Annotated in this window: 12 protein-coding genes; 8 read left to right on the plus strand and 4 right to left on the minus strand. The window is 32.2% G+C overall.

Annotated features, from left to right (window positions below; all coding sequences use genetic code 11):
• Positions 1 to 54: 54 nt before the first annotated feature.
• Together NH341_RS10000 and NH341_RS10005 are read left to right on the plus strand one after the other, a co-directional pair.
• Entirely contained in the window at positions 55 to 1,827 is a 1,773-nt protein-coding gene (locus NH341_RS10000) for a long-chain fatty acid--CoA ligase (RefSeq protein ID WP_047787841.1), read from the plus strand.
• Positions 1,828 to 1,868: 41 nt separating this feature from the next.
• Positions 1,869 to 3,491, plus strand: coding sequence for an RluA family pseudouridine synthase (locus NH341_RS10005; RefSeq protein ID WP_253056706.1), 1,623 nt, complete (start codon positions 1,869 to 1,871; stop codon positions 3,489 to 3,491).
• On the opposite strand, the gene NH341_RS10010 is transcribed toward NH341_RS10005, so the two are convergent.
• Both NH341_RS10010 and NH341_RS10015 read right to left on the minus strand, forming a co-directional pair.
• The gene (locus NH341_RS10010) at positions 3,492 to 4,787 is read right to left on the minus strand and encodes an MFS transporter (RefSeq protein WP_159495138.1); all 1,296 of its coding nucleotides are present in this window, start codon (positions 4,785 to 4,787) and stop codon (positions 3,492 to 3,494) included.
• Positions 4,788 to 4,854: 67 nt separating this feature from the next.
• Positions 4,855 to 5,664 carry a M48 family metallopeptidase gene (locus NH341_RS10015; RefSeq protein ID WP_167713898.1) on the minus strand — a complete coding sequence of 270 codons (810 nt, stop codon included), beginning with the start codon at positions 5,662 to 5,664 and terminating at the stop codon, positions 4,855 to 4,857.
• Between the two features lie 132 nt (positions 5,665 to 5,796).
• Between NH341_RS10015 and NH341_RS10020 the strand changes: the two genes are divergently transcribed.
• The 6 genes from NH341_RS10020 to NH341_RS10045 all read left to right on the plus strand — a co-directional run bounded on the left by NH341_RS10020 (position 5,797) and on the right by NH341_RS10045 (position 11,275).
• A complete protein-coding gene (locus NH341_RS10020) occupies positions 5,797 to 6,669 on the plus strand; it encodes an alpha/beta hydrolase (protein ID WP_167713899.1) in 873 nt (290 codons plus the stop codon).
• Positions 6,666 to 7,133 carry a peptide-methionine (R)-S-oxide reductase MsrB gene (gene msrB, locus NH341_RS10025; protein WP_047787846.1) on the plus strand — a complete coding sequence of 156 codons (468 nt, stop codon included), beginning with the start codon at positions 6,666 to 6,668 and terminating at the stop codon, positions 7,131 to 7,133. The genes NH341_RS10020 and msrB overlap by 4 nt, the downstream gene beginning before the upstream one ends.
• 114 nt (positions 7,134 to 7,247) lie before the next feature.
• Complete coding sequence (locus tag NH341_RS10030) at positions 7,248 to 7,802, plus strand: DUF1572 family protein (protein WP_253056708.1); 555 nt, start codon at positions 7,248 to 7,250, stop codon at positions 7,800 to 7,802.
• A gap of 171 nt (positions 7,803 to 7,973) precedes the next feature.
• On the plus strand, positions 7,974 to 9,302 hold the full coding sequence (gene ffh, locus NH341_RS10035) for a signal recognition particle protein (RefSeq protein ID WP_073182820.1): 1,329 nt from the start codon (positions 7,974 to 7,976) through the stop codon (positions 9,300 to 9,302).
• A 424-nt stretch (positions 9,303 to 9,726) separates the two neighbouring features.
• Complete coding sequence (folD, locus tag NH341_RS10040) at positions 9,727 to 10,611, plus strand: bifunctional methylenetetrahydrofolate dehydrogenase/methenyltetrahydrofolate cyclohydrolase FolD (protein ID WP_253056710.1); 885 nt, start codon at positions 9,727 to 9,729, stop codon at positions 10,609 to 10,611.
• A 235-nt stretch (positions 10,612 to 10,846) separates the two neighbouring features.
• The gene (locus tag NH341_RS10045; RefSeq protein ID WP_253056712.1) at positions 10,847 to 11,275 is read left to right on the plus strand and encodes a hypothetical protein; all 429 of its coding nucleotides are present in this window, start codon (positions 10,847 to 10,849) and stop codon (positions 11,273 to 11,275) included.
• 194 nt (positions 11,276 to 11,469) lie between these two features.
• Here NH341_RS10045 and NH341_RS10050 read toward each other — a convergent pair whose 3' ends face one another.
• Both NH341_RS10050 and NH341_RS10055 read right to left on the minus strand, forming a co-directional pair.
• Positions 11,470 to 11,961 carry a hypothetical protein gene (locus NH341_RS10050; RefSeq protein ID WP_253056714.1) on the minus strand — a complete coding sequence of 164 codons (492 nt, stop codon included), beginning with the start codon at positions 11,959 to 11,961 and terminating at the stop codon, positions 11,470 to 11,472.
• A gap of 70 nt (positions 11,962 to 12,031) precedes the next feature.
• Positions 12,032 to 12,520: a hypothetical protein gene (locus NH341_RS10055; protein WP_253056716.1), complete on the minus strand. Its 489-nt coding sequence runs from the start codon at positions 12,518 to 12,520 to the stop codon at positions 12,032 to 12,034.
• Positions 12,521 to 12,553: the final 33 nt, after the last annotated feature.

A 12,553-nucleotide genomic window follows, 5' to 3' on the forward strand; every position in this document is an offset into this window, starting at 1 on the left:
ACTTGTGCAATCGGGGTATTTTTCATACTTTGCAGAGCCCAAAAATTTGAACATATGTCGATTGAAATTACACGTCTTTTTGATTTTCCTTATTATCAACAAGAAAACTATAATTTAGATAACACATTTACCACAAAATACAACGGTAAATGGCAATCTATTTCAACCAATGAATATATTAAACAAGCCAATGCTATAAGTAGAGGTTTGTTACGATTAGGAGTACAACCTAATGATAAAATTGCTGTAATTTCAACAAATAATAGAACTGAATGGAATGTTTGTGATATTGGAATATTACAAACAGGAGCTCAAAACGTTCCTATCTATCCAACTATCTCTAAAGAAGACTACGAATATATTTTAAATCACTCAGAAGCTACTTATTGCTTCGTTTCTGATGAAACTATTCTAGAAAAACTAAACCAAATAAAAGCAAATACTCAACTTAAAGAAATATTTACTTTTGACGATATAACTGACGAAAAAAGCTGGAAAGAGGTTTTAAAATTAGGAGAAGACGAAAGTAATCAAAATGAAGTTGAAGAACGTAAAAATGTTATTACAACTAACGATTTAGCAACCCTAATTTATACTTCTGGTACTACTGGACGCCCTAAAGGCGTTATGCTTAGTCATAAGAACATTGTGTCAAATGTTTTAAGTAGTGAGAAAAGAGTACCATTAGTATATGGACAAGGTCGTGCATTGAGTTTCTTACCTGTGTGCCATATTTTTGAACGTATGCTTCTATACCTATATCAATACTGTGGTATCTCTATTTATTTTGCTGAAGCTATTGATAAATTGAGTGAAAATGCTCAAGAGGTTAAACCGCATGTAATGACCGCGGTTCCTAGATTGTATGAAAAAATTTATGATAAAATTTATGCCAAAGGAGCCGACTTAACAGGAATTAAAAAGAAATTGTTCTTTTGGGCTATTGAGTTAGGTTTACAATACGAACCTTATGGAGCTAACGGATGGTGGTATGAAAAAAAACTAAATATTGCTAGAAAACTTATTTTCTCTAAATGGCAAGCTGCTTTAGGTGGAGAATTAAAAATAATGGTTTCAGGTTCTGCCGCGTTACAACCACGTTTAACTAGAGTATTTACAGCTGCTGGAATGCCGGTAATGGAAGGTTATGGTCTTACCGAAACTTCACCTGTAATTGCTGTAAACGATATGCGTAATGGAGGTTTTAAATTAGGAACTGTAGGTCGATTAATTGATGGTGTTGAGGTTAAAATAGCCGATAATGGAGAAATTTTAGTAAAAGGACCAAATGTAATGCAAGGATATTATAAAGATCCTGAAAAAACTGCTGAAGCTTTACAAAACGGATACTTCCATACAGGTGATAAAGGTGAATTATGTGAAGATGGTTTCTTAAAAATAACTGGACGTACCAAAGAAATGTTTAAAACCTCAGGTGGTAAATACATTATTCCACCATTACTAGAAGGTCAATTAAAACAATCTCGCTTTATTGAGCAAGTAATGGTTATTGGTGAAGGTGAAAAAATGGCTGCTGCATTTATTCAACCAAATTTTGAATTTGTTCGTGAATGGGCAATTAGGCACAATATAACTGTTGGAGATAATAAAGACTTGGTAAATAACCCTAAAGTAATAGAGCGTATTCAAGAAGAAGTAGATTACGCCAATACTAAGTTTGGTAAATGGGAAACTATTAAAAAGTTTGAGTTAACCGAAGAAGAATGGTCTATTGACGGAGGACAGCTTACTCCTACCATGAAAATGAAACGAAACATTATCAAAGAAATGTATAAAGACTTATACGATAAAATTTATAGAGATTAATCGTTTAAAGTGTTGTGAAAGCAACACTTTTTCTTTTTATTATGACCAAAATTATTTCTTTTTCTTCGGATGTTTCTACTATTGAATTACCTAAAAAGTTCGATTATCCTTATAATTATTCACCTCATACTCTAGCACAAATAGCTGCTAAAGAATTACAAGAATATTTAACAAATCAAACTGATTTTTCGCACAACTTTGGAATTAAAAATCCTGAGGATACCAACTCGCTTGGAAAAATGTTTGGAGTCTTAGTTGTGCAAGATCAAAATGGAACCTTAGGCTATTTAGCTGCATTCTCTGGTAAACTTGCTGAAAGCACACAACACAAACATTTTGTTCCGCCTGTTTTTGATGTTTTAGATAAAAATGAATTCTACCTTACAACAGAAGAACAACTTAATGAGTTAACCCATAAAATAGAAAATCTAGAAAGCTCCTCTAGTTTTATTGAAGCAAAAAAAGCATATCAAAAAACACAACAACTGCACAAAAAACTTCTAACTGAAGAACAATCAAGAATCAAACAACGGAGAAAGCTTAGAAAAAAACTAGGGCAACAAAACAATCAGTTAAACATTAATGAGGAGTTTTATTTACGTGAATACGAAGTGTATTTAAACGATAAAATAGCAGCATTAAAAAAAGCGTATCACGTAAAGCAACATCAAGCTCAGGAGTTAAAACAACAGCGCACAAACCTTTCAGCTTGGGCGCAACAAGAAATATTTAAAAAATATGCTTTTCTTAACTATCGAGGAGAAACTAAAAACTTATTAGATGTTTTTACAGACTCCACCCAAAACATTCCTGCTGGTGCTGGTGATTGTTGCGCTCCTAAATTACTTCAATATGCATACAATCACCAATTAAAACCTATTTGTATGGCTGAATTTTGGTGGGGAAAACCTTTAAAAACTTCCATAAGAAAACATCAATATTTTTATCCTGCGTGCACTGGTAAATGCAAGCCTATTCTAACGCATATGTTACGAGGAATGACTGTAGAAGAAAATCCGTTAGTTACTCTATTAAAGGAAGAAAAAGAAATTACAATTATTTATGAAGATTCAGATTTGTTAGTCATCAACAAACCACATGAATTATTATCGGTAGCTGGAAAAGAAATAAAAGACTCTGTGTTCAGTCGTATTCAAAAATTATATCCAAAAGCAACAGGTCCGTTAGTAGTACATCGGTTAGACATGTCAACTTCTGGAATTCTCTTAGTTGCTAAAAATGAAGAAACTTATAAAGCTTTACAAGCACAATTTGTTCATAAAACTATACAAAAACGCTATGTGGCTTTATTAGATGGTATTTTAAAAGAAGATAAAGGAAAAATTGAGTTACCCATTAGAGTAGATTTAAACGATCGCCCTAAACAACTTGTGTGTTACCAACACGGAAAAGAAGCATTGACTACTTGGGAAAAAGTTGAAGTTCTAAACAACAAAACAAAAGTATACTTTTATCCTATAACTGGACGCACGCATCAATTACGTGTGCATGCTGCACATAATTTGGGACTAAACACTCCTATTGTAGGTGATGATTTATACGGAAACAAAGCAGATAGATTGTATTTACATGCCGAAAAAATCACATTTGTACACCCTACTTCAAAAAAACAAGTCAGTTTTACCTCTCCAGTTCCTTTTTAGTTATTCTACGTATTTTGTCTTTTTTAGTGTGCTTAAAATGATAAATGAGGCCAAAAAGAAAATAGCTAAACACAACACACTCCATTGCATAGAACCTGTAATCCAATTTAGTGTTCCATATACAGCAGTTCCTAAAACAATGGCTATTTTTTCAGTAACATCATAAAAACTAAAATACGTAGCATGATCTTCTGTTTCTGGCAATAATTTTGAATACGTAGAACGTGTTAAGGTTTGAATAGCCCCTTGTACCAATCCCAGTAAACCACCTAGTCCATAAAAGTAAATAGCTACATTTTCTTGAGATTTATCTAACATGAAAGCACAAAAACAAACTAACATCCATACTACAATAGTTACTTTTAAAGCTGTTATATTCCCCCATTTTTCTGAAAACCTTGAAAATAAAATCGCTCCTAAAATTGCTACTATTTGTACTAATAAAATGGTAATTATTAAACTTGTAGACGACAAGCCTAATTCTGAAGAACCAAAAATAGCAGCCATTAAAATAATAGTTTGTACACTAATACTTAACAAAAAGAAAGAAATTAAAAAACGTTTTAACGTTGGATAGTTTAATACTTCTTTTATCACTATTTGTAACTCTTTGTACCCTTTCCATATATAATCTTTTTCAGGCTTTTTATTATACACATTACCAGGTAATCGTTTAAAGGTTATTTGAGCAAAGCCTAACCACCATAAACCTACCATGACAAAAGAAATTCTAGATGCCATTCCTGCACTAATTCCTAGAGTTTCTGGGAACATAATCATCGCCAAATTGATGAGTAATAAAATTACAGAACCTACATAACCATATACAAAACCTTTGGCACTGGCTCTATCTTGTTGTTCAGGATGGGCTACTTCGGGTAAATAAGCATTATAAAACACCAAACTTGCCCAAAAGCCAATACTTGCTAAAACAGTAAATAAAATACCTATCCATACAGTATCAATTCCATCAAAAAAGTACAAACTCATTACCGATAATGCTCCTAGAGTACAGAAAAACTTCATAAACTTTTTCTTACTTCCTGTATAATCTGCAATACCCGATAATATTGGAGAAATAAAAGCCACTACTAAAAACGAAAAAGACAATGCATAACTATATAAACTATCTGGATGCTCCCAGTCCATTCCTAAAAAGCTTACAATTTTACCTTCTGTTACTCCGCTGTAATACAACGGAAAAACAGCTGTGCTAATTACCAATGAATATACTGAGTTGGCCCAATCGTAAAATGCCCATCCGTTAATTAGCTTCTTATCTCCTATTTTATACATATAAATTCTAATAAAAAAACCGCTCATATAACATGAACGGTTTGCAATATACTATAATTTATCAATCTTATTTACTCGCAGACACGTTGTATTTTGCTGCTAACTTTTTAGCCTCTGGTAAAAAGTTTCTTAAAGTCTGAATACGAGTTTGATTAGATGGGTGTGTACTCATAAACTCTGGAGGAGCTCCTCCGCCTGAGCGTTCACTCATTCGTACCCATACTTCAGCAGCTTCTTCTCCTTCATATCCTGCCATAATCATAAAAACTAACCCTAACTTATCTGCTTCGGTTTCATGTTCCCTACTAAATGGTAACATTACTCCTACTTGAGTTCCTAAACCATACGCCATATTCCACATTTCAGCATTTTTGCTATTTTGAGTACCTAAGGCTAGAGCAACTCCTCCTAATTGTTGTAATTGACCTGTAGACATACGTTCTTGTCCGTGTTTTGCAAATGCATGAGCAACCTCGTGCCCCATCACAGCAGCAACCCCATCTTCATTAGCACAAATAGGCATAATTCCTGTATAAAACACCACTTTTCCACCAGGTAAACACCAAGCGTTAACTGTTTTATCTTCTACTAAATTAAATTCCCATTCATAAGCATTTGCTTCTGTAGTCATTCCATTAGCTCTCATAAAACGATCTACTGCTGCTGAAATATTTTTCCCTACTCGTTTTATTTGATTTGTTTGTTTTGTATTTGTAGATAATTTATTTTCTTCTAAAAACCCTTTGTATTGTGCAAAACTTGCAGGTAAGATTTGAGCATCGTTTACAAAGTTTAATCTTTTTCTTCCCGTAATTGGCACAGTACTACACGCTACTAAAAAAGCAGCTAAAAATGTTAGGGCTATAATTTTTTTCATTGTTTAATAGTTTAAAATTCTATGTTCTTGGTTGTATCTTTTATGACACGAAATTAACTTATTTGTCACAAACTTGATAATATATTATGTCTTTAAAGCTACAAATTCTATCTTTATCTTAAAAACTAATTCATGAATTTTACGCATTCAAAAACAGCTTTACCAAGTATAAAAATTCCTAAACCTGTCATACTTTCAGCTAAGACTTTACAGTTTATATCTACTAACAAAGCAGCTAAATTTGGTACAAGGCTTTTTACAACTCCTGTTAACTTTCCTATTCCTAAGAGAGAAAAAGTAATGTTAGAGAGTGCTCAAAAGAAAACAATAAATGTGCCATCCATCTCAAAAGACATTCAAGTACTATCATATGGTTACTCAACTAAAAAAGTATTATGGGTACATGGTTGGGCAGGAAGAAGCACCCAATTATATATGATTGCTGACAAACTCTTGGAAAAAGGCTATATGGTTATTTCTTTTGACGGACCTGCGCATGGAAAGTCTACAGGAAAAACTACCGAAATGCCAGAGTTCTTAGAAACCATTACTGAACTCAACAAACAATTTGGACCTTTTGATGCTGCTATAGGGCACTCGTTTGGCGGTGTATGCTTGTATAACGCTCTTTCAGAAAATTTTGCTGTAAACAAATTGGTTACTGTTGGTGCTGCTGATAAAATATCAGATGTTATTTTAAACTTTACTAAAAACTTACAAGTAAAACCAGTTATAGCTCATAAAATGAAACGCTTATTTGATAAAAAATGGCAACGAGATATTGATATACACTCCTCTAGCGTAAAAGCTAAAGATGTAAAAATACCTACTTTAGTTGTTCATGATTCATTTGATGGCGATGTTGATGTAAGTTGTGCAATAGCAATACGTCAAAACTTACAGAATGGAAAACTTTTAATTACGGAAGGCTTAGGACACACCAGAATTCTTCGTAACTCAAAAGTTGCTTCCAAAATTGTTGATTTTATAAGTAAAGAACCATGAGAAAATTAGTTGTTTTATTCCTTTTAGCAATAACAGTTAGTACTACTGTAAACGCTCAAAACAAGAAAAAGTACGCGGTAAACAAAACCAACAGTGAGTGGAAAAAGTTATTAACTCCAAAACAGTACTATGTACTTAGAGAAGCGGGTACAGAACGTCCAAACTCAAGTCCTTTAAACTTTAACAAGAAAGAAGGAACCTATGTATGTGCAGCCTGTAAAACCCCACTATATAAATCTGAAAACAAATACGATTCAGGTAGTGGTTGGCCTTCTTTTGATAGAGCTATTAAAGGAAATGTAGAGCTTGATACAGATTATAAAGTAGGGTATGCTCGAACAGAATTAAAATGTAATACTTGTGGCGGACATTTAGGACACTCTTTTAATGATGGACCTAAAAAAACTACAGGTAAACGTCACTGCATTAATGGAGTTGCTTTAGAGTTCATTCCTAATAAATAAAATTGTAAATTAAGGCTGGTTTTAACCATTCTTTTTTATTGGCACAGCCAAGAACTTTTTCCCTATAAATGCCTCGTGAGCTTGCCCCGAGGTAGTATACTAAAAAATTATGCCATGCAAAACTCTTATTTAGAAAGTGTAAAAAAACAAATAACCTATTATAAAAATTTAGGCGATAAAACTTTTACTCAACTTACACAAGAAGAACTATTTTACCAATACAATCAAGAAAGCAACTCTATTGCGGTAATTGCAAAGCATATTGCGGGTAATATGTTATCTCGTTGGACTAACTTTTTTACTGAAGATGGAGAAAAATCGTGGAGAAATAGAGATGACGAGTTTATAAATACTTTTACAACCAAAGAAGAAATGATTGCCTATTGGGAAAAAGGTTGGGATTGTTTTTTAAACACTATTAACTCTTTAGAAGAAACTGATTTAGAAAAAATCATCTACATAAGAAACCAAGGGCATACAGTAACCGAAGCAATAAACCGTCAAATTTGCCATTATCCGTATCACATTGGGCAAATTGTATTTTTAGGCAAAATGCTACAAAACGAAAAATGGGTATCGCTATCCATTCCTAAAAATGCTTCTAAAAACTTCAATCAACAAAAATTTAGTCAAGAGAAAAGTCGCAAACATTTTACGGATGATTTATAGTATTTACTCCTCTTGTTACCAATACAAAAACTAAAAAAAGTGACTACTACTCTTACTAATTATTAAAAATCGGACACTTTTATACAATAATGCAGAAAAAATCTACTAACAAATTGCTAAAAACTAACAACTAATAACTAAATTTGTGCCTCTAAAAAATGAAGCCGATACATGTTTAATAATTTAAGCGAAAAGTTAGATAAGGCGTTACATACGCTGAAAGGACACGGAAAAATTACCGAAGTTAACGTTGCAGAAACTTTAAAAGAAGTTCGTAGAGCTTTATTAGATGCCGATGTTAACTTTAAAATAGCTAAGAATTTTACCAAAACAGTAAAAGAAAAAGCCTTAGGTCAAGACGTATTAACAACGTTAAACCCTGGGCAACTAATGGTAAAATTAGTTAAGGATGAATTAACCGAATTAATGGGTGGTGATACCGTTGGTATTAACTTAGGTGGTTCACCTACTGTAATTTTAATGTCTGGTTTACAAGGTTCGGGTAAAACAACCTTTTCTGGTAAGCTGGCTAACTATCTTAAAACTAAGAAAACTAAACAAGTTTTATTAGTAGGATGTGATGTATATCGTCCTGCCGCAATTAACCAGTTACGTGTTGTTGGAGAGCAGATAGGTGTTGAAGTATATGCTGAGGAAGGAAATCAAAATCCTGTAGAAATTTCTCAAAATGCGATTAAGCATGCAAAAGCAAACGGTAAAAACGTGGTGATTATCGATACCGCGGGTCGTTTAGCTGTTGATGAAGAAATGATGACGGAGATTTCTAACATCCACAAAGCTGTAAGTCCACAAGAAACCTTATTTGTGGTAGACTCTATGACAGGGCAAGATGCTGTAAATACTGCCAAAGCCTTTAACGATGTATTAAATTTTGACGGAGTTGTTTTAACTAAGTTAGATGGTGATACTCGTGGTGGAGCTGCTTTATCTATTAAATCGGTAGTAGACAAGCCTATTAAATTTATAGGTACGGGTGAAAAAATGGATGCAATTGATGTATTCCACCCTAGTCGTATGGCTGATCGTATTTTAGGAATGGGAGACGTTGTTTCGTTAGTAGAGCGTGCCCAAGAACAATACGATGAAGAAGAAGCTAGAAAATTACAAAAGAAGATTGCTAAAAATCAGTTTGGTTTTGATGATTTCTTAAATCAAATCAATCAAATCAAAAAGATGGGTAGCATGAAAGACTTAGTAGGTATGATTCCTGGTGCTGGTAAGGCCTTAAAAGATGTTGATATTGACGACGATGCTTTTAAAGGAATTGAAGCTATTATACACTCTATGACTCCTGAAGAAAGAAGTACGCCTTCTGTTATAAATGCGAGTCGTAAAAAACGAATTGCAAAAGGATCCGGAACTTCGGTACAAGAAGTTAACCAGTTGATGAAGCAATTCGACCAAATGAGCAAAATGATGAAGATGATGCAAGGTGGTGGCGGAAGAAAAATGATGCAAATGATGAAAGGCATGAGATAATATAAAAAAGATAGGCTTCTGCCTGTCTTTTTTTATTTAGTTTACAGTACCAAAGTAAACAGTATTCAGTAAGCTGTATTTATGAGTTTTAAAACTATTAAGTTCTTTCTATGTCATGTCGAGTGATTTTTCTGACTAAAAGGAAGATAAATTGTATCGAGACATTTGGAACTGGTTCTCGATACATCTCCCTCTGGTTGATACTCGAACTGACATATAGTATTTGAACTTAATTTATGATTAAAAAATAATACTTCTACTGAAGTAACTTTTAAAATATTACTATTAAAAACAAAAGCAAAGAAGTTGGGAAATTAATCAATTATATGATTAAAAATCCTGATGAATTTAGAATATAACAACACAACAATTACAACACAACAACTGTATACTGAAGACTGTATACTGAAAACTTAACAAGACTATGATTTTACTAGACGGTAAAAAGACATCAGCAGACATTAAAGAAGAAATTGCTTTAGAAGTAGCAGCGTTAAAAGCAAACGATAAAAAAACACCGCATTTAGCAGCGGTTATCGTAGGTAATGACGGAGCTAGTTTAACCTATGTAAACGCAAAAGTAAAGGCATGCGAACGTGTAGGTTTTGAATCTACTTTACTTCGTCTTCCTGAAGAAACTACTGAAGAAGAACTATTAAACGAAATTGCTATTTTAAATATAGATAATGATATTGATGGTTTTATAGTACAATTACCCCTACCCGACCATATTGACGAACAAAAGGTATTAATGGCTGTAAACCCTGATAAAGACGTAGACGGTTTCCACCCTATGAATGTTGGTAAGTTAGCCTTAAATTTACCTACGTATATTTCTGCCACTCCTTTCGGAATTTTAGAATTGTTAGACCGTTACAACATTGAAACCTCTGGTAAAGATGTTGTAGTTATTGGTCGTAGTCATATTGTAGGAAGCCCAATGAGTATTTTACTGTCTCAAAAAAGAAAAGTAGGAAATGCAACGGTTACCCTTACGCATAGTAGAACCAAAGACTTAAAAGAGGTGACTAAAAGAGCCGATATTATTATAGCTGCTATTGGTATTCCTGAATTTTTAAAAGGTGATATGGTAAAAGACGATGTAGTAATTATTGATGTAGGAATTACTCGTGTTGCTGACCCTTCTAAGAAAAGAGGATTTAGATTAGTAGGTGATGTTGCTTTTAACGAAGTAGCAGAAAAAGCATCGCACATTACACCTGTACCAGGTGGTGTAGGTCCTATGACGATTGCTATGCTATTAAAAAACACTTTATTAGCTTGTGAACGTAGACAAGAAAAAGCGTAATAAAACAACTTTATATATAATTGAAAAGACTGCTTTTAAAGGCAGTCTTTTTTTATAGAAAACAATTTATACATTCCTCTTACTCTACTATTTAATTACCTTTTTTTGCTATATTAGCTAACATTAAAAAATTGCAAAAAGTACGTTTATACTATCTTTTTTATTGTTTAAAAATACTGAAATTGTTTATACAAAAGAGTTGTAATACATTCAATCCAACTAAATAGAAATTATAATGAAAAGACTTATACTATTTTTACTATTTATTAACTTATTTATGAATGTAAACGCTCAAAATAAAACTGACATATTAACCAACAAAGAATATGTATCAAATATTGGTTACGTATGTGAGGAAACTCCCGAACCAAACCCTTGTGCTGGAGTACAAAAGTATTTAATATTAAACTTCTCCAAAGAACAAGTACTAATAACCGAAAAAGATATTTCTAGTTGCGGTTCAGAGTATATTACTTCAAAACTAAAATATAAATGGGAGCTAACACAGTATTCTATTATTAAAATTTATAGTAAACCAGAAGAAATAGAATATAAATTCTTAGAGGGCTTAGTTTTGAAAATAGAAAATGGTAAAGTGATTGGAAATAAAAAATATAGTAATAATAAAATAGAGAATTTTATATTTAAAGAAAAGAGTAAATAATAAAACGTACTACAACACTGTATAATTTATTGCTAGTGTTATCTTATTAACTAACTTAATTGCTGAAACCCTTAATAAAACAAATACTATTAACGATAACTGCTCCTTATTTTTGTTATGTTTGTTTTGTTCCCATTTTTATCAAGAGCTGGCTTTTACCATTCAATAAAATAAGTTCTTAATAGTTTTTAACTTTACGAGCCTTCTTCAAAAATATCTTTATCATCCAATGTGATTTTTCCTGTTTCTCCATTAATACGAATATTATAAATATAAAGTCCTTTCACATAATAAATCCACCATTCTCCATCATCCTTTCTAATCGTTGTATTATTCGTGTCTTTTACGTTTACCTCACGTTCCTTAAGCAACTTTAATAAATCTTCCCATGTATAATTGTAACCTTTGTCATAATTGGTTTCTTTTATCAAATTACCTTTCTCGTCGTACTCTTTCCATATGCCTTTTTGGAAGTCATTTTCAAAATACTCACCTTCAAGGCTAATTACTCCACTCTTATAATACCTTCTATATTTTTCAATATAATCGCCTTTTATTTTTATAGTTTCTGTATATTCATCTACATATTCAGTTTGTTCAATAATGGTTCCGTTGTCTAGAGTATCAATATGTCTATTCAAAGAGTTTTTATTTTTGTTAAACTTTTCTATATCAATTTTTTTCATAATTGTTGTTTTTTGAGTATTACAAGCTGTAACAACAATAAGTCCCATATAAAGAATAAACAACTTCCTACTACGAGCCTTCTTCAAATTCATTTTTAGCATCTTGAAGTATTTTACCTGTTTTACCATCTATAATAACATCATAAATATAAATCCCTTCAACATACGAAAAACGCCAATTTCCTTCTTCTTTTCTTATAGTTGTATATCTTCCTAGTATATCAACCTTACGTTTTTTTAATAATTTTAATAAATCTTCCCAAGTATAGTCAAAATCTTTATCGTAATCGGTTTCTTCTATTATTTTACCATTTTCATTATACTCAATTAAATATTTTAGAAACTGATTAGGAAACCTTTCTACATACATTTTTAAATTTCCATTTTTATAAAAACTTCTAGATTCTTCAAAATAAGAGTTTTTAGATTTTGTGATTTCTATATATTCATTAGTTGATTCCCATTGCCTTATAGTGGTTCCATCATCTAAGATACGGTTGTATTCATTACGAATTGAGTCTTTATGTTTATTGAAACTTTCTATATCAAATTTTTTCATAGTTGTTATTTTTTGAGCGTTACACGAGGTAAA

It is taken from the genome of Tenacibaculum sp. XPcli2-G (assembly GCF_024124505.1).
Lineage (GTDB): Bacteria > Bacteroidota > Bacteroidia > Flavobacteriales > Flavobacteriaceae > Polaribacter > Polaribacter mesophilus.